12 protein-coding genes are annotated in these 18,713 nt (G+C 70.8%); 8 read left to right on the top strand and 4 right to left on the bottom strand.

What is annotated here, in order from left to right:
* Window positions 1-8: 8 nt before the first annotated feature.
* Both OG206_RS09555 and OG206_RS09550 read right to left on the bottom strand, forming a co-directional pair.
* Window positions 9-1,193, bottom strand: a complete 1,185-nt coding sequence (locus tag OG206_RS09555; protein WP_327114264.1) for a PQQ-dependent sugar dehydrogenase — start codon at window positions 1,191-1,193, stop codon at window positions 9-11.
* A 105-nt stretch (window positions 1,194-1,298) separates the two neighbouring features.
* The gene (locus OG206_RS09550) at window positions 1,299-2,291 is read right to left on the bottom strand and encodes an aldo/keto reductase (protein WP_327114262.1); all 993 of its coding nucleotides are present in this window, start codon (window positions 2,289-2,291) and stop codon (window positions 1,299-1,301) included.
* Window positions 2,292-2,460: 169 nt separating this feature from the next.
* Here OG206_RS09550 and OG206_RS09545 point away from each other — a divergent pair, with 169 nt between their 5' ends.
* From OG206_RS09545 to serA, 6 genes are all read left to right on the top strand, one after another.
* Window positions 2,461-3,411, top strand: a complete 951-nt coding sequence (locus OG206_RS09545) for a 2-hydroxyacid dehydrogenase (protein ID WP_327114260.1) — start codon at window positions 2,461-2,463, stop codon at window positions 3,409-3,411.
* Window positions 3,412-3,675: 264 nt separating this feature from the next.
* Window positions 3,676-6,507, top strand: a complete 2,832-nt coding sequence (locus OG206_RS09540; protein ID WP_327114258.1) for a putative bifunctional diguanylate cyclase/phosphodiesterase — start codon at window positions 3,676-3,678, stop codon at window positions 6,505-6,507.
* Between the two features lie 216 nt (window positions 6,508-6,723).
* Entirely contained in the window at window positions 6,724-8,595 is a 1,872-nt protein-coding gene (locus tag OG206_RS09535; protein WP_327114256.1) for an acetolactate synthase large subunit, read from the top strand.
* 22 nt (window positions 8,596-8,617) lie between these two features.
* Window positions 8,618-9,145 carry an acetolactate synthase small subunit gene (ilvN, locus tag OG206_RS09530; RefSeq protein WP_327114254.1) on the top strand — a complete coding sequence of 176 codons (528 nt, stop codon included), beginning with the start codon at window positions 8,618-8,620 and terminating at the stop codon, window positions 9,143-9,145.
* A 105-nt stretch (window positions 9,146-9,250) separates the two neighbouring features.
* Window positions 9,251-10,252: a ketol-acid reductoisomerase gene (gene ilvC, locus OG206_RS09525; protein ID WP_327114252.1), complete on the top strand. Its 1,002-nt coding sequence runs from the start codon at window positions 9,251-9,253 to the stop codon at window positions 10,250-10,252.
* A gap of 302 nt (window positions 10,253-10,554) precedes the next feature.
* On the top strand, window positions 10,555-12,147 hold the full coding sequence (serA, locus tag OG206_RS09520) for a phosphoglycerate dehydrogenase (RefSeq protein WP_327114250.1): 1,593 nt from the start codon (window positions 10,555-10,557) through the stop codon (window positions 12,145-12,147).
* 134 nt (window positions 12,148-12,281) lie between these two features.
* Here serA and OG206_RS09515 read toward each other — a convergent pair whose 3' ends face one another.
* Window positions 12,282-13,421, bottom strand: coding sequence for a PucR family transcriptional regulator (locus OG206_RS09515; RefSeq protein ID WP_327114248.1), 1,140 nt, complete (start codon window positions 13,419-13,421; stop codon window positions 12,282-12,284).
* A gap of 177 nt (window positions 13,422-13,598) precedes the next feature.
* Between OG206_RS09515 and OG206_RS09510 the strand changes: the two genes are divergently transcribed.
* Window positions 13,599-14,525 carry a proline dehydrogenase family protein gene (locus OG206_RS09510; protein ID WP_327114246.1) on the top strand — a complete coding sequence of 309 codons (927 nt, stop codon included), beginning with the start codon at window positions 13,599-13,601 and terminating at the stop codon, window positions 14,523-14,525.
* Window positions 14,526-14,615: 90 nt separating this feature from the next.
* Entirely contained in the window at window positions 14,616-16,247 is a 1,632-nt protein-coding gene (pruA, locus tag OG206_RS09505; protein ID WP_327114244.1) for an L-glutamate gamma-semialdehyde dehydrogenase, read from the top strand.
* 107 nt (window positions 16,248-16,354) lie between these two features.
* Here pruA and OG206_RS09500 read toward each other — a convergent pair whose 3' ends face one another.
* A complete protein-coding gene (locus OG206_RS09500) occupies window positions 16,355-18,676 on the bottom strand; it encodes a glycoside hydrolase family 3 N-terminal domain-containing protein (protein WP_327114242.1) in 2,322 nt (773 codons plus the stop codon).
* Window positions 18,677-18,713 lie beyond the last annotated feature (37 nt).

Genomic DNA, 18,713 nt, shown 5'->3' with positions numbered 1-18,713 from the left:
CCCGGCGGCTACCGGACCTTGAGGAGCAGGATCCGGTCGTCACCCGGCTTCGGGGTCCCGCGGCCGTCCGTGTTGCTCGTGACCAGCCACAGGGTGTCGCCGCCCGCGGCGAGGACCGTGCGCAGCCGGCCGTACCTCCCGTCGAGAAGCGCCTGGGGTGCCGCCAGCGGCTCCTCGTCGGGCTTGCCGGACAGGGGGATCCGCCAGAGCCGCTCGCCGCGCAGCCCCGCCATCCAGATCGACCCCTCGGCATAGGCGATGCCGCTCGGGGAAGCCTCGGACGTCTTCCACTGGGCCACCGGGTCCACGAACCCCGCCTCTCCCTTCCTGCCCTCCACCTCCGGCCAGCCGTAGTTCCTGCCCGGCTCGATCCGATTCAGCTCGTCCCAGGTGTTCTGGCCGAATTCCGCAGCCCAGAGCTGCTTCCTGCTGTCCCAGGCGAGCCCCTGCACATTGCGGTGGCCGTACGAATACACCACCGAATCGCCCTCGGGGTTGCCGTGCACCGGCTCGCCGTCCGGGGTCATCCGCAGGATCTTCCCGGCGAGCGAGGCCTTGTCCTGGGCGAGACCCGTGTCGCCCGTCTCGCCCGTGCCCGCGTACAGCATGCGGTCCGGGCCGAACGCGATCCGTCCGCCGTTGTGGATGGAGCCCTTCGGGATGCCCCGCAGGATGGTGTCCGGCGCTCCCAGCTGCCGGCCCGGAGGTTTCCTCTCGTCGTACTGCATGCGGGCGATGCGGTTGTCCGACTCGGTGGTGAAGTAGGCGTAGATCAGGTGGTCCGCGCCGAAGGTGGGGGCGACGGCGAGGCCGAGGAGTCCTCCCTCACCCGACGGGGCGACCCCCGGCACCGAACCCAGCAGGGTCTTTCTGCCGCTGTCCCCGTCGATCCGCGTGATCGTGGCGTCGTCGCGCGAAGCCACCAGAAGGTCTCCGCCCGGCAGCGTGGCCAGGCCCCAGGGGGACGCGAGGCCGGTGGTGAACGTCTTCACCACCTCGACCGAGCCCTTGGCGGGCGGCAGGGCGGGTGAGGGGCTCTTCGTGGCCGGGGGAGCGGTCGCGGTGCCCGTCGCGGACGAGGAGGGGGCGCCCGCACCGGCCGCCGGGCCGTCGGCGGACGAGCAGGCGGACAGCAGGATGGACGCCGGGGCGAGCACGGCCACCACCCCCTTGCGCAGCACGGGACTCAGCACAGCACCGATCCTTTCGACGGTCGCACGACCACTGTTCTTACACCGCTCCGCACGGGGAGGTTCCCGGTCTCCGCCGATTGTCCCGCCCCGGACCGGTCCCACGACTCAGTCCCACGACCCGCGTGCCCGCGGCAGCCCGGCGATCTCCTGGAGGTCCCCGTCCGTGAGCGTCAGTTCGGCCGCCGCCGCGTTCTCCACCACCCACTCCTCACGCTTCGCTCCCGGCACGGGCACCACGTGGCGACCCTGCCGCAGGACCCAGGCCAGCGCCACCTGCGCGGGGGTGGCGCCGTGCCTTTCCGCGATCCGGCGCAGCCCCACCACGACGGGCTGGTTTGCCGCCATCATCTCCGAGGTGAACCGGGGGTGCCTGGCTCGCGGGTCGTCCGGCTCGAAGCCGTGGCCCGGCTTGAGCGTTCCCGTCAGATAACCGCTGCCCAGCGGCATCGCGGCCAGCACGCCCACGCCCCGCGCCGCACACCACGGCAGCAGGTCGTCCAGCGCCTGCGGCGACCAGACCGAGACCTCGGCCTGGACGGCGCTGACGGGAAAGACCTGCTGTACGCGCTCCAGCTGCCGGATCGTTCCGTCGTGCATCCGCGCACCGGGCCTCCGGCCGGCCCTGGCCCCCACGGCGCACAGTCCGAGCGACCGCACCTTGCCCGCGGTGACCAGATCCGCCATCGCACCCCAGGTCTCCTCCACCGGCACCTCGGGATCCGCCCTGTGCAGCTGGTAGAGATCGATCACGTCGGTCTGCAGCCGCCGGAGCGAGGCGTCGCAGGCCCGGCGCACGTACCCCGGACGGCCGTTGGCCACGACGTGCTGGTCCCCCACGAGCAGCCCGCACTTGGTGGAGAGGAACGCCTCGGACCTGCGGCCCTTGAGCGCCCTCCCGAGCAGCAGTTCGTTGGTGAAGGGGCCGTACATGTCGGCGGTGTCGAACAGTTGGACGCCCGCGTCCAGTGCCGCGAGCACCGTCCGCACCGAACGGTCACCACGCTGCTGCGACGTGCTGTAGGCCCAGCTCATCGGCATACAGCCCAGCCCGACCGCGCCCACGGACAAGGCTGCCGCACCGATAGTCCTGCGCTCCAACTCCCCGAACCCTCCCTAGGGCTTCTCGTTCGGATCATGCTGGGCTCGCGTGCCCCGGCTCCTGATCCAGCCTGATCCAATCGAAAGGCCCCGGGCTGCGCGATCATGGAACCACCAGCACCCCAAAGTAACCTCTGCCGTGACGACGCCTTCGCATAGCCTCCTGATCATGACTTCCGCAACCGCCAACGACGTATGGCTGCCCTTCGCCGCCCCTGAGATCGACGGACTCCCCGAGGGCCTCGACTACCGCTTCTGGGACGGCGGTCCGGACTATCCGGCGGACCCCTCCGACTGCGCCTTCTACGTCGTCCCCTACATGAAGGGCCCGGAGGTCGCGGTCCGCCCGCTCGGGTCGATGGGCCGGGTCAGGGTCGTCCAGACCCTCTCGGCGGGCATCGACCACGTCGAGCCCGGGCTCGGGCTGCTGCCCTCCGGGGTGCGGCTGTGCAACGCCAAGGGCGTGCACGAGGCGTCGACCGCCGAGCTGGCCCTTGCCCTGGTCCTCGCCTCGCTCCGCGGACTCCCCGGCTTCGTGCGCGGCCAGGACGGGGAGGAGTGGAGGTCGGGCTTCTACCCGGCGCTCGCCGACAAGTCCGTACTCGTGGTGGGTTACGGATCGATCGGCGCGGCCATCGAGGACCGGCTCGAACCCTTCGAGTGTGCGCGGGTGGTGCGCGTCGCACGCTCCGCACGGACCACCGGGCGCGGCCCCGTACACGCGATCGAGGACCTTCCCGCGCTGCTGCCCGAGGCCGATGTCGTGATTCTGTCCACCCCGCTGAACCCTTCCACACAAGGGCTGGTGGGACGCGAGTTCCTCGCCTCGATGCGTGACGGCGCGCTGCTCGTGAACGTCGCCAGGGGCGGAGTCGTCGACACCGCCGCCCTGCTGTCCGAACTCGAGTCCGGGCGCCTGCGTGCCGCACTCGACGTCACCGACCCCGAACCCCTGCCCGCCGGCCACCCCCTCTGGCATGCTCCCCACACGTTGCTCACTCCTCATGTGGGCGGCAGCACCTCCGCGTTCCTGCCCCGCGCGAAGCGACTGCTGGCCGGACAGCTCACCCGGTACGCGGCCGGGGAGCCGGTCGCCAACGTCGTGCGAACGACCGGCTGACCGGGCGACGGACGGGGCCCGACCGCACCGGGTTCCCACAACACCCCAGGTGGTCACGGAGAGTAGAGAAGCTATGTCCCTGAGTGACGACTCTGGTGTATCGTCCACAACAGGGCTGCGCCGTGGAAGGGACGGCGCCGGGGGTGAGCCGAACGCGAGGGGGCGACGGGCGATGTGCGGCCAGTGGAGAGACGATCCGACGCTGCGGGGCCGACGAGAACGGCCGGCACCGAGGGTGCCCGGGCCCGCGCGCGGAGTTCCCCGGTGAGCGCCCTCGGTGCCCTGCTCTCCCGGCAGCCCGCCGCCGACCGCACCACAGGGCTGCGCGCCCAGCTCGCCCTCGCCGCCCTCTGCGCCGGGTACGGAGTGGGAGCCGCCGTAGGCTGGGGATCGCCCCGACTCGCCCTCGTCATGGGCGACTTCGGGCTCAGTGTCGCGGCGCTTGTCGCAGCCGTCTCGTGTTTCCTCTACGCCCGCGCCGGTGACATCCGATTCCGGCCGGCCTGGCTCCTCTTCTCCCTCTCCTCCGCGATGGCCGCCGGCGGGAACGCGGTCTGGGGGTGGTACGAGGTGGTGCTGGGGCGCCCGGTGCCGTCCCCCTCGCTCGCCGATCTCTTCTTCCTCTGCTTCGCGCCGCCCGCCATCGTCGGCCTTCTCGTCCTCGCCAAGCGGCCGGTCACCAGGGCGGGCTGGGTCTGTCTGGTGCTGGACGCCTGGCTGATCGGGGGGTCCCTCCTGACGCTCTCCTGGAGCCTCGCGCTCGCCCACACCGCCCACGCCGTCAACGCGGCGGGTGAGAGCGTCGCGAGGGCGGCACTCTCGCTCGCCTATCCCCTGCTCGACATCGTGCTGGTGTCCATGGTCCTCGCGCTGCACTTCCGGCGGGTCAACGTGAACCGCTCCGCGGTGAACACGGCCATCGCGGGCCTCGCACTGACCGTGGTGTGCGACGCACTGTTCACGGCCCCGCTGCTGCGCTCGGCGTACCACTCCGGACAGCTCCTGGACGCCGGGTGGTTCGCCGGATCCCTGCTCCTCGCCTACGCGCCCTGGGGGGCCCGTCGCCACGACGAGGACAACGCTGTCGACCCCGTCCCGGAGCCGCGGGCCGTGAGCCGTCCCATCGCCGGTTCGCTGGCCGCGCTCACGCCGTACCTCGCCGCGGCGGTGTGCACCCTCGGCATCCTGTACAACGTGGTCGAGGGGCGCCGGGTCGACCGTGTCGTGGTCCTCACCGGCTGCACCGTGGTGCTCGCCCTGGTGCTGCGACAGGCCATCATGCTCCTCGACAACATCGCCCTCACCCATGAACTGGCCCAGAAGGAGAACTACTTCCGTTCCCTGGTGCAGGGCTCCAGCGACGTCATCATGATCGCCGAGCCGAGCGGTGTGCTGCGCTACGTCAGCCCCGCCGCGGCCGGGGTGTACCGGCGCGACGCCGAGGACCTCGTCGGCGCGGAACTGGCGTCGATCATCCACCCCGACGACCTCGGGGGAGTGGTCCACGAGCTGCGGCGCTTCCTCGCCGCCCCGTCGCGCGACGCGCGCACCACCCGTATCGAGTGCCGCTTCCGGTCGGGCACGGGGGACTGGCTGCACGTCGAGTCGACCGTCAACCGGCATGAGGGCGGCCTGCTGCTCAACAGCCGGGACGTCACCGAGCGGGTCAGGCTGCAGGCGCAGTTGCAGCACAACGCCGAGCACGACCCTCTCACCGATCTGCCCAACCGGTCCCTCTTCACCGCCCGGGTCGGCCGGGCGCTCGGGGGCCGGAGAGCCGGCGATCCCGGCACGGCGGTGCTCTTCATCGACCTCGACGGCTTCAAGGCCGTCAACGACTCCATCGGCCACCAGGCGGGCGACGAACTGCTGGTCCAGGCGGCCCGCCGGCTCCAGGAGTCCGTACGCACCTCCGACACGGCGGCGCGTCTGGGCGGCGACGAGTTCGCCGCCCTCATCGTCGGTGACGGCACCCGCGACCAGGCCGCCAGGGAGTGCCAGGTCCACGAGATCGCCGAGCGTCTGCGCCTGCGGCTCTCCCAGCCGTACCGGATCGGTACCGGGGACGTCAGGGTCGCCGCCTCCATCGGAGTCGCCTTCGCCGAGCCCTCCATCACGCCCAAGGACCTCATGCGCAACGCCGACCTCGCCATGTACCGGGCGAAGGCGGGCGGCAAGGACCGGGTCGAGCTGTACGCCCCGCAGATGCAGGCCGACGTCGTGCGCCGGTCGGAGCTGGCCGCGCGCACGCGCACCGCCCTGCGCGACGGCGAGTTCGCCCTGCTGCACCAGCCGGTCGTCCACCTGGCCACGGGGACGGTCGCGGCGGTCGCCGCCCAGGCGCGGTGGCGGTCCTCCCAGGGCATCCTCTTCACCCCCGCGGAGTTCCTCAGGGTGCCCGAGGACGGCGAGCGCGCCGCCGAGCTCAGCACCTGGCTCCTGGAGGAGGCCGTCGAGCAGGCCGCCGACCGGGCCGGTGCCGGGCACGCCGTCTCCGTCTGCGTGCGGGTCCCGGCCGCCAGGCTGCTGGACCGGACCTTGCCTCCGGGGTCGGTCGAGGCGCTCCTGACACGGCACGGGCTCCCCTCCGGCGCCCTGATGATCGAGGTGGCCGACAGCGACCCCCGGATCTCCTTCGACGAGCTGGAGCAGCGACTGGTGTCCCTGCGCCGCCTCGGCGTACGGATCGCGCTCGACGGCTTCGGCAGCGGGTACGCCGCCGTCAACGCCCTGCGGCGCCTTCCGGTCGACGTACTGAAGCTGGACCGCTGCCTGGTGGAGGGGGTGGCCGAGTCGGCGAGGCTCCACAAGATCACCAGTGGGCTCCTGCGCATCGCCTGCGACCTCGGCATGCAGTCCGTGGCCGACGGGGTGGACGTGCCCGAGCAGGTGCGGGCGCTGCGCGCCATGGGGTGCACGCACGGCCAGGGCATGGCCTTCGCCGGACCACTGGACGAATACCGCCTGCGGCGGACGCTGATCCGCGGGAAGTACCCCGTCCCCGGCCCCGGGCCGGCCGCTCGGCCGGTGCTCGCGGGCGGCTCGATTCCGCTCCAGACCCGCTCACATAATGAGACGCCCGTCCCACCCACTTGACACCGAATGCGTGCCGGAGAGAGGGTCAATGCCATGCGCACCCGAATTCTCGTACTTGGAAAGCGCGTCGGCTGAAGCCGGGTCACTCATGGAAACCCTGCGGACCGCACCGGCGCGCTCCCCTCGCTTGCCTCACGGCACGGGGGGTTTTTTGTTGCACCGGGACCTCTCAAAACCCCACAAAAACACCGCATAAACCCTCAGCTTCGAGAAGAGATGCCGATGACCGAGCAGGCCACCGGGGCCCAGCACCCGCAGCCGCGGGCCCGTAACGGCGGACCGTCCTCCGCCTCCGTTGAGCACCTCACGGGCGCGCAGTCCCTCATCCGTTCTCTCGAGGAGGTCGGGGCCGACACCGTGTTCGGGCTCCCCGGCGGCTGCATCCTCCCGGCGTACGACCCGCTGATGGACTCCACCCGCGTCCGGCACATCCTGGTCCGCCACGAGCAGGGCGCGGGCCACGCGGCCACCGGATACGCGCAGGCCACCGGCAAGGTCGGGGTCTGCATGGTCACCTCGGGCCCCGGCGCCACGAACCTGGTCACCCCGATCGCCGACGCCGCGATGGACTCCGTGCCGATGGTCGCGATCACCGGCCAGGTGGCCTCCGCCGCCATCGGCACGGACGCGTTCCAGGAAGCCGACATCTGCGGCATCACCATGCCGATCACGAAGCACAACTTCCTGGTCACCCGCGCCGAGGACATCGCGCACACCATCGCCGAGGCCTTCCACATCGCGTCGACCGGCCGCCCGGGCCCGGTCCTCGTCGACATCGCGAAGGACGCCCTCCAGGCGAAGACGACCTTCAGCTGGCCGCCGACGATGGACCTGCCCGGCTACCGCCCGGTCACCAAGCCGCACGCCAAGCAGATCCGCGAGGCCGCCAGGCTGATCACGCAGGCCCAGCGCCCGGTGCTGTACGTCGGCGGCGGCGTCATGAAGGCCGGCGCCACCGCGGAGCTGAAGGTTCTGGCGGAGCTCACCGGAGCGCCCGTCACCACCACTCTGATGGCGCTCGGCTCCTTCCCCGACAGCCACCCGCTGCACGTGGGAATGCCCGGCATGCACGGTTCGGTCACCGCCGTCACCGCGCTGCAGAAGGCCGACCTGATCGTCGCGCTCGGGGCCAGGTTCGACGACCGCGTCACCGGCAAGCTGGACAGCTTCGCCCCCTACGCCAAGATCGTCCACGCGGACATCGACCCGGCCGAGATCGGCAAGAACCGCGCCGCCGACGTCCCGATCGTCGGCGACGCCCGGGAGGTCATCGCCGACCTCGTCCAGGCGGTCCAGGCGGAGCACACCACCGGTACGCCAGGCGTCTCCGCCCAGGAGCGGTACGCGGCGTGGTGGAAGGACCTCAACCGCTGGCGCGACACCTATCCCGTCGGTTACGACCTGCCCGACGACGGCAGCCTCTCGCCGCAGCAGGTCATCCAGCGCATCGGCGAACTCGCCCCCGACGGGACGATCTTCGCCGCGGGCGTCGGCCAGCACCAGATGTGGGCCTCGCACTTCATCCAGTACGAGCAGCCCGCCACCTGGCTCAACTCGGGCGGCGCCGGGACCATGGGCTACGCCGTCCCGGCGGCGATGGGCGCCAAGGCCGGCATGCCGGAGCGCGCCGTCTGGGCGATCGACGGCGACGGCTGCTTCCAGATGACCAACCAGGAACTCACCACCTGCGCGCTCAACAACATCCCGATCAAGGTCGCCATCATCAACAACGGCGCGCTCGGGATGGTCCGCCAGTGGCAGACCCTGTTCTACAACCAGCGCTACTCCAACACCGTGCTGCACACCGGCGCGGACACGGACGGCGTCCCCGCCAAGGGCACCCGAGTGCCGGACTTCGTCAAGCTGTCCGAGGCCATGGGCTGCTACGCGATCCGCTGCGAGGACCCGGCAGACCTGGACAAGGTCATCGCCGAGGCCAACGCGGTCAACGACCGCCCGGTCGTCATCGACTTCATCGTCCACGAGGACGCGATGGTGTGGCCGATGGTCGCCGCCGGAACCTCCAACGACGAGGTCATGGCGGCGCGTGGTGTCCGTCCCGACTTCGGCGACAACGAAGACGACTGAGAGACAGAGAGGGACCGACTCCATGTCCACCAAGCACACGCTCTCCGTCCTGGTCGAGAACAAGCCCGGTGTCCTCGCCCGGATCACGGCCCTGTTCTCCCGGCGCGGCTTCAACATCGACTCGCTCGCGGTCGGTACCACCGAACACCCCGACATCTCACGCATCACCATCGTCGTGAACGTCGAGGGCCTGCCCCTGGAACAGGTGACCAAGCAGCTCAACAAGCTGGTCAACGTGCTGAAGATCGTCGAACTCGAGCCCGCCGCGGCGATCCAGCGCGAGCTCGTCCTGGTGAAGGTCCGCGCCGACAACGAGACCCGCTCCCAGATCGTCGAGATCGTCCAGCTGTTCCGAGCCAAGACCGTCGACGTCTCGCCCGAGGCCGTCACGATCGAGGCGACAGGGGGCTCCGACAAGCTGGAGGCCATGCTCAAGATGCTGGAGCAGTTCGGCATCAAGGAGCTCGTCCAGTCCGGCACCATCGCCATAGGGCGCGGCGCGCGCTCGATCACCGACCGTTCTCTGCGCGCACTCGACCGCACGGCGTAACCCTTCACGGGTCACCTCGCCGCTCGCATGGCGAGACCCGGCAACGTATCCCACGCACCCGCCGTACGGTGGGACGCAACACCTGCACACCAAGGAGAAGACCCAGTGGCCGAGCTGTTCTACGACGACGATGCCGACCTGTCCATCATCCAGGGCCGCAAGGTCGCGGTCCTCGGATACGGCAGCCAGGGCCACGCCCACGCGCTGTCGCTGCGTGACTCGGGTGTCGACGTCCGAGTCGGTCTGCACGAGGGTTCGAAGTCCAAGGCCAAGGCCGAGGAGCAGGGCCTGCGCGTGGTCACGCCGGCCGAGGCCGCGGCCGAGGCCGACGTCATCATGATCCTCGTCCCGGACCCGATCCAGGCCCAGGTCTACGAGGAGTCCGTCAAGGACAACCTCAACGACGGCGACGCACTGTTCTTCGGCCACGGCCTGAACATCCGCTTCGACTTCATCAAGCCGCCGGCCAACGTCGACGTCTGCATGGTCGCCCCGAAGGGCCCCGGCCACCTGGTCCGCCGTCAGTACGAGGAAGGCCGCGGCGTCCCGTGCATCGTGGCCGTCGAGCAGGACGCCTCGGGCAAGGGCCTGGAGCTCGCCCTCAGCTACGCGAAGGGGATCGGCGGCACCCGCGCCGGCGTCATCAAGACGACCTTCACCGAGGAGACCGAGACCGACCTGTTCGGTGAGCAGGCCGTCCTCTGCGGTGGCACCGCCGCTCTGGTCAAGGCCGGTTTCGAGACCCTGACCGAGGCCGGCTACCAGCCGGAGATCGCGTACTTCGAGTGCCTCCACGAGCTGAAGCTCATCGTGGACCTCATGTACGAGGGCGGCCTGGAGAAGATGCGCTGGTCCATCTCGGAGACCGCCGAGTGGGGCGACTACATCACCGGCCCGCGCATCATCACGGACGCCACCAAGGCCGAGATGAAGAAGGTCCTCGGCGAGATCCAGGACGGCACCTTCGCCAAGAACTGGATGGCCGAATACCACAACGGCCTGCCCAAGTACAACGAGTACAAGAAGGCCGACAGCGACCACCTGCTGGAGACCACCGGCAAGGAGCTGCGCAAGCTCATGAGCTGGGTCGACAACGAGGAAGCCTGAGTTCCCGGCCGGGGGCGGGCCCGCGAGGGTCCGCCCCCGGCCGCGCACGGCCCACCTCACCCCGTGTCACTGCGGGGAGGGGCGGTTGGCCGGAACGGCACCGCACGTCTGTACAGACCGTCCAACCCCGTGCGGGTGATCCTTCCATCAGGGCGCTGCCGACGCCCGGTCGCATGACTACACTTCCCCTCAACCCATACACGCGTCAGGGCCCACAGTGTCGTGCGTCTTCCACGCGGCTAGCCCCTCCACCGCCTGCGGCCGTCGGGACGGCCGTCCGCACTGGACTTGTGAGGACACACGTGAGCTCGAAACCTGTCGTACTCATCGCCGAAGAGCTGTCGCCCGCCACGGTCGACGCACTGGGTCCGGATTTCGAGATCCGGCACTGCAACGGTGCGGACCGCGCCGAACTCCTCCCCGCTATCGCCGACGTCGACGCGATCCTGGTGCGCTCCGCCACCAAGGTCGACGCCGAGGCCATCGCCGCCGCGAAGCAGCTCAGGGTCGTCGCCCGCGCGGGTGTGGGTCTGGACAACGTCGACGTCTCCTCGGCCACCAAGGCCGGAGTGATGGTCGTCAACGCCCCGACCTCCAACATCGTCACCGCCGCCGAGCTGGCCTGCGGCCTGCTCGTCGCGACCGCGCGCAACATCCCGCAGGCCAACACCGCGCTGAAGAACGGCGAGTGGAAGCGCTCCAAGTACACGGGTGTGGAACTCAGCGAGAAGACGCTCGGTGTCGTCGGCCTCGGCCGCATCGGCGTGCTCGTCGCGCAGCGCATGTCCGCCTTCGGCATGAAGATCGTCGCCTACGACCCCTACGTGCAGCCCGCGCGCGCCGCGCAGATGGGCGTCAAGCTCCTCACGCTGGACGAGCTGCTCGAGGTCTCCGACTTCATCACGGTGCACCTGCCCAAGACCCCCGAGACGCTCGGCCTCATCGGCGACGAGGCGCTGCACAAGGTGAAGCCCTCGGTGCGCATCGTCAACGCCGCCCGCGGCGGCATCGTCGACGAGGAGGCGCTCGCCTCCGCCCTCAAGGAGGGCCGCGTCGCCGGCGCCGGTCTGGACGTGTACACCAAGGAGCCCTGCACGGACTCCCCGCTGTTCCAGTTCGACCAGGTCGTCTGCACGCCGCACCTCGGTGCCTCCACCGACGAGGCGCAGGAGAAGGCAGGCATCGCCGTCGCGAAGTCCGTCCGTCTGGCGCTCGCCGGTGAACTCGTCCCCGACGCGGTCAACGTCCAGGGCGGCGTCATCGCCGAGGACGTGCGTCCCGGACTGCCGCTCGCCGAGAAGCTCGGCCGGATCTTCACCGCCCTCGCGGGTGAGGTCGCCGCCCGTCTCGACGTCGAGGTCTACGGCGAGATCACCCAGCACGACGTGAAGGTGCTCGAACTCTCCGCGCTCAAGGGCGTCTTCGAGGACGTCGTCGACGAGACCGTCAGCTACGTCAACGCCCCGCTGTTCGCGCAGGAGCGCGGTGTCGAGGTCCGCCTCACCACCAGCTCCGAGTCGCCCGACCACCGCAACGTGGTCACGGTCCGCGGCACGCTGTCGAGCGGCGAGGAGGTCGCGGTCTCCGGCACGCTGGCCGGCCCCAAGCACCTCCAGAAGATCGTCGCGATCGGCGAGCACGACGTCGACCTGGCGCTCGCCGACCACATGGTCGTCCTGCGCTACGAGGACCGTCCCGGCGTCGTCGGCGCGGTCGGCAAGATCCTCGGTGAGGCCGGGCTCAACATCGCCGGCATGCAGGTCTCGCGCCAGGACGCGGGCGGCGAGGCGCTGGTCGTCCTCACCGTCGACGACACCATCCCGCAGGGGGTCCTGACCGAGATCGCCGAGGAGATCGGCGCGACCTCGGCCCGCTCGGTGAACCTCACCGACTGACCGGACACCGCACGACGACCGCGCCCGGTGGACAGAGCGAGATCTGTCCACCGGGCGCGGTCGTACCGTGGCTCAGCCGTCCACGCGCCCGGCGAAGAGCGCGATCAGGTACTCGGAGGACTGCGCCCGCGTGCTCACAGCCGGGCCTGTTTCAGCGCCATGTGCAGCAGCAGCCGGTCCTCGCCGTCGTTGAGGTCCAGGCCGGTGAGCTGCTGGACCCGGGCGAGGCGGTAGTAGAGCGTCTGGCGGTGGATGCCCAGTGCGGTGGCGGTCCGGCTCGCCTGGCCCGCGAGGTCGAGGAACACCTCGGCGGTGCGGGCCAGTTCGGCGTGGGGTGGGGTCAGCAGGGTGCGGACGGTGTGGTCCGCCCCGGTGTCCTCGGTGCGGGGGAGAGAGGCCAGGAGGCGGTACGGGCCGATGGCGGACCAGTCGGCGACCGGACCGTAGCGGGACTCGGCCGCTGCCGCCCGGGCCGCGGAGAGTGCCTCGCGCCAGGAGTCGGCCAGCTCCGCAAGACCACGGCGCGCGGCCGCCAGGCCGCCGGTCGCAGTCGGCCCCGCGGCGGCGCGCAGCCGGTCCGCGGCCTTCGCCGCCGGGTCGAGTGCGTCGGCGGAACGCAGCCGCACCAGCGCCGCGAGTGCCTGGGCGCCGGCTCCGGGCACCGTGGCGAGGGCCGCGGCCGACGGCACCGTACGGACGGAGGGCGTGTCGCCGGGCCACGGTGTCACGCACACGACCGTGTGCAGACCGGCCGCGTCGGTCCCCAGCGCGTCGCGCAGCGCCGCCACCGCCATGTCGCGCTGCCAGCCGTGCCCGGCGACGAGCACCGCGCCGAACTCCCGTGACAGGTCCGAGCCCGCCCGCTCCTCGTCGGCGAGCAGGGCGCCGATCCGGGCCGCGACGTCCATCGCCGCCGCGAGCTGCCCGTCGGCCGGCCCCGGATCGGCGTCGAGCAGCCAGACATAGCCCAGGACGACACCCCGATGGCGTACCGGCAGGCAGATCCGGTCCCGGAAGACCCCGGCCTCGGGGGCGGCCGGAATGCGGACCGGGCCCGTCGCCCGGGTGATGCCGAAGCCCTCGAACCAGGCGCGGACCGCGGGGGTGGACCGACGCGTCAGGATCGAGCGCGTCCGGACGGGGTCCATCGCCGTGTCGTCGTCGCTGTCGTGGGCGCCGAAGGCGACCAGGCCGAAGTCACGGTTCTCCAGGGTCGCCGGTGCGCCGAGCAGCGCGGAGATCTCGTCGACCAGCTCCTGGTAATCGCCCTTCACCCGGCCATTCTCGCACCTCTTCAGACATATGTCTGAGATCCAGTACACGGATGCGTGACAGGTGTCGATGGCAGGGGCCCGCGGCGGTCCCTAGATTTCACCTTGGTTCTCCGTGCCGTCCCGGTCCGTACACATCGTCGCCGGTTCGGCCTCTTTCGTACTCCGTGGAGGTGCCCCGTGCTGGGTCCCGTGATTCTCGCCGCGTCCCGCAGCGACGCCATGCGCCGTTTCATCTCGGCCGCGCCCGGCACCAAGCAGGTCGTCGACCGGTTCATCGCGGGCGAGACCGTCGACCAGGTCGTCACGGTCGTCCAGGACGCCGCGGGCAAGGGCCTCGAGGTCACCCTCGACGTCGTGGGTGAGGACATCACCACCCCGGAGCAGGCCGCAGCGGCGCGTGACGCCTACCTGGAGCTGATCGGCCGCCTGGAGACGCTCGGGCTCGGCGTCCGGGCCGAGATGTCCGTCAAGCTGTCGATGTTCGGCCAGTCGCTGGACGGCGGCCACGAGCTGGCCCTCGCCAACGTCCGCCCCGTCGTCGAGGCCGCCGCGGCGATCGGCACCACGGTCACGCTGGACGCCGAGGACCACACCACTCTCGACTCGATGTTCGCCATCCACACGGAGCTGCGGAAGGACTTCCCGCAGACCGGCTGTGTGATCCAGTCGTACCTGTTCCGCACGGAGGCCGACGCGCGCCGCCTGGCGGCCGAGGGCAGCCGGGTCCGCCTGGTGAAGGGCGCCTACAAGGAGCCCGGCTCCGTCGCCTACCAGAACAAGCCTGAGATCGACAAGGCGTACGTCCGCATCCTGAAGACACTGATGCTGGGCGAGGGCTACCCGATGATCGGCTCGCACGATCCCCGTCTCATCGCCATCGGCCAGGAGCTCGCACGCCAGGCCGGGCGCAAACTGGACGAGTACGAGTTCCAGATGCTGTACGGCATCCGCAGCGACGAGCATGTCCGGCTCGCGGCCGAGGGCCACCGGATGCGCGTCTACACGGCGTACGGCACCGACTGGTACGGATACTTCATGCGCCGCCTCGCGGAGAAGCCGGCCAACCTGCTCTTCTTCGGCCGCTCCGTCCTCACCAAGGGCTGAGCCGGCGACCGGAGCCAGAGGGCCGGACCAACCGAACCAGGGCTGACCGCCCGGCCGACCACCCACCTCAACCAAGGAGACAAGGCACTCATGGACGCTGTCACCCAGGTCCCCGCGCCGGTCAACGAGCCGGTCCACTCCTACGCCCCCGGCACCGCGGAGCGCGCCCGTCTGGAGGCGAAGCTCAAGGAGCTCAGCGAGAACCCCATCGACCTGCCGATGACCATCGGCGGTGAGAAGCGCATGGGCGGCGGCGAGCGCGTCGACGTCGTGCAGCCGCACAATCACAAGGCCGTCATCGGCACCTTCGCCGGTGCCACAGAGCAGGACGCCCAGGACGCCGTCGACGCGGCCCTCGCCGCCGCTCCGGCCTGGCGCGCCATGTCCTTCGACGACCGCGCGGCGATCATCCTGCGCGCCGCCGAGCTGCTCTCCGGCCCCTGGCGCGAGACGCTGGCCGCCTCCACGATGCTCGGCCAGGGCAAGACCGCCCAGCAGGCCGAGATCGACTGCCCCTGCGAGCTCGTCGACTTCTGGCGCTTCAACGTGCACTACGCGCGCCAGATCCTCGCCGAGCAGCCCCCGGCGAACTCCCCCGGCGTGTGGAACCGCATGGACCACCGCCCGCTGGAGGGCTTCGTCTACGCGATCACGCCGTTCAACTTCTCGGCCATCGCCGGCAACCTGCCCACCGCCCCCGCCCTCATGGGCAACGTGGTGGTCTGGAAGCCGTCCCCGACGCAGACCCACGCCGCCGTGCTGCTGATGCAGCTCCTGGAGGAGGCCGGCCTGCCCAAGGGCGTCATCAACCTCGTCACCGGTGACGGCCTCGCCGTCTCCGAGGTCGCGCTGAACCACCGTGACCTGGCGGGTGTCCACTTCACCGGCTCGACCCCCACCTTCCAGCACCTGTGGAAGACGGTCGGCAACAACATCGCCAACTACCGCACCTACCCGCGACTGGTCGGCGAGACCGGCGGCAAGGACTTCGTCGTCGCGCACCCGAGCGCCGACCGCGCCGTCCTGAAGACCGCGCTGACCCGCGGCTCGTTCGAGTACCAGGGCCAGAAGTGCTCCGCCTCGTCCCGTGCGTACGTCCCGGCCTCCATCTGGAACTCCGGTTTCAAGGAGGAGTTCGCGGCCGAGGTCGACGGCATCACCATGGGTGACGTCACCGACCTGTCGAACTTCATGGGCGCCGTCATCGACGCGCGTTCCTTCGCGAAGAACAAGGCCGCGATCGACCGCGCGGCCGCCGACCCGACCTGCACGATCGTCGCGGGTGGCACCTACGACGACAGCGTCGGCTACTTCGTGCGCCCGACCGTCATCGTGTGCGACGACCCGGCCAACGAGGTCTTCACCACGGAGTACTTCGGCCCGATCCTCGCCGTCCACGTGTACGAGGACGAGAAGTACGACGCCATGCTGGAGCAGATGGAGTCGGTCTCCGACTACGCGCTGACCGGCGCGGTCATCTCCAACGACCGCGCGGCGGCCGCGTACACGATGGACAAGCTCCGCTACGCGGCGGGCAACTTCTACATCAACGACAAGTCGACGGGCGCGGTCGTCGGCCAGCAGCCCTTCGGCGGCGGCCGCGGTTCGGGCACCAACGACAAGGCGGGCGCACCGCAGAACCTGCAGCGCTGGACGCTGACCCGCGCCATCAAGGAGACGCTGGTCCCGCCGACCGACTACACCTACCCCCACCAGGGCTGACGGTCCGGGGCGCCCGCGCGGGCGCCCCGCACAGAACTCCGCCCCCCGACCGGTTCCCCCGCCGGCCGGGGGGCGGTTTCCATGTCAGGCCCGCCCCCGACAGGCTTTCAGCCCTTGACGGTGAAGCCCGCCCGCAGGAGGGCGTCGTCGCGGGAGGACGGGCCGACCAGCAGCTCGAAGGCGCCCGGTTCGACGACGCGCCGGCCGGCGGCGTCCACGAGGGTGCACTCGGCGACCGGCAGCTCCACCTGCACCTCGCGCGCCTCGCCGGGGGCGAGCGTCACCTGCCGGTAGGTCTTGAGCTCCTTCTCGGCCCAGGTCACCGAGGTCACGGTGTCGCTGATGTAGACCTGCACGGTCTCCAGGGCGGGCCGCGCGCCCGTGTTGTGGACGGTGACACGCGCCCGCAGGGTGTCGCTCTCGCCCACGCTCGCCGTCAGCACCTCCAGAGCGGAGTACTCGACGTCCGTGTAGCTCAGGCCCTCGCCGAACACGAAGGCCGGTCGCTGGGTGAGGTCGGCGTAGCGGCTGCCGTGCTGGCCGCGGATCTGGTTGTAGTACGTCGGCTGCTGGCCGGCGTGCCGGGCGAAGGAGACCGGGAGCCGTCCGGAGGGCTCGACGAGCCCCAGCAGGACCTCCGCCACCGCACGGCCGCCCTGCATGCCCGGGTTGAAGGCGTGCACGATCGCGGCGGCACCGAGCGCGGACGGCGGCAGCACCAGCGGCTTCGAGCTGATGACCACCACGACCAGAGGCTTCCCGGTGGCGGCCAGCGCGTCGAGCAACGCGACCTGGTCGCCGATGAGTTCGAGTGTCGCGGTCGAACGCCCCTCGCCGATCAGCTCGATGCGGTCGCCCACCACGGCGACGACGTAGTCGGCGGCCTCTGCCGCCGCGACGGCCTCACCGATCAGAGCCTCGGAGGGCTGCGCGGGGATCACCACGTCCGGGCGGGGCTGCCCGTCGGGGAAGAACTGCCCCTCCGGGTCCGCACCCACTTCGAGGATCCTGGCGCCCCGCGCGTACGAGACCGTCCAGTCGGCGGGAGCGTGCTCGCGGAAACCGTCGAGAACGGTACGGATCATGGCGCGCGGCTGGCCGTCCGGGAGCCAGTCCACCTGGCCCGACGAGCCCGCCCAGTCGCCCAGTTGGGTCTGGGCGTCGTCCGCGTTCGGCCCGACGACCGCGACCGTACGGGGGCCGGGGGCCCCGGAGGCCCGCCCGTCGTCGCCCGCCGTCGAACCGCCGGCCAGCGGCAGCGTGCCGTCGTTCGTCAGCAGCACCAGCGAGCGCCGGGCCGCTTCCAGGTTCAGTGCGGCGTGCCCGGTGCTGCCGATGATCTCCTGCTGGCGGGCGGTGTCGGGGCGGCGCGGGTTCTCGAACAGGCCGAGCTCGAACTTGAGCGTCAGGACGCGACGCACGGCTGCGTCGATGTCGGCCTCGCTCAGCGTGCCGTTCCCGACCGCTTCCAGGGCGCCCTCGAAGAACCCCTCGGTCGCCATCACCATGTCGTTGCCCGCGCGGACCGCCGCCGCGGCGGCCTGCGCGTAGTCGGCGTACACCTTCTGCTCCCACACCATGCGGCCGACGTTGTCCCAGTCGGTCACGAGCGTCCCGGTGTAGCCCCACTCCTCGCGCAGCACGTCGTTGAGCAGCCAGTCGTTCACCGTGATCGGCACACCGTCCATGGACTGATAGCCGAGCATGAACGTCCGGCAGCCCTCCTTGGCGACCCGCTCGAACGGCGGGAGGAACCAGGACCGCAGCTTGCGCCGCGAGATGTCCGCCTCGCTGGCGTCCCGGCCGCCCTGGGTCTCGGAATACCCCGCGAAGTGCTTGGCCGAGGCCAGGATCGCGGTCGGGTCGGCCAGGCCGTCACCCTGGTACCCGCGCACCATCGCCGACGCCAGCTCCCCGATCAGGTGGGGGTCCTCGCCGAACGTCTCGCTGACCCTGCCCCAGCGCAGATCCCGGGTGATGCAGAGGACCGGTGAGAACGTCCAGTGCACGCCGGTCGCCGCGACCTCCACCGCCGTGGCCCGCGCGATCCGCTCCACCAGATCGGCGTCCCAGGTGGCGGCCATGCCGAGCTGGGTGGGATAGATCGTGGCGCCCTCCCAGAAGGAGTGTCCGTGGATGCAGTCCTCCGCGACCAGCAGGGGGATGCGCAGCCGGGACCGGTCGGTCAGCTCCGCGGCCTCCAGGACCCGCTCGGGCGAGGTGTGCAGGATCGACCCCACATGCAGGTCCTCGACGAAGTGCCGCACCCCTTCCTTGGCGTTCAGCTGGAGCATCTGGCCGACCTTCTCGGGCAGCGTCATGCGCCCCAGGAGATCGGCGACCCGCTCCGCCACGGGGAGCGCGGGGTCGAGATAGGGCAGGGAGGGGGACACGGGGGGTCCTTTCGCGACACGGTTCGTGTTCACCATAGAGTCAATCCCGACCACCTGGTAAGTATCTCAGGGG

It is taken from the genome of Streptomyces sp. NBC_01341 (assembly GCF_035946055.1).
GTDB lineage: Bacteria > Actinomycetota > Actinomycetes > Streptomycetales > Streptomycetaceae > Streptomyces.
This window is presented reverse-complemented; position numbering and strand designations above follow the sequence as displayed.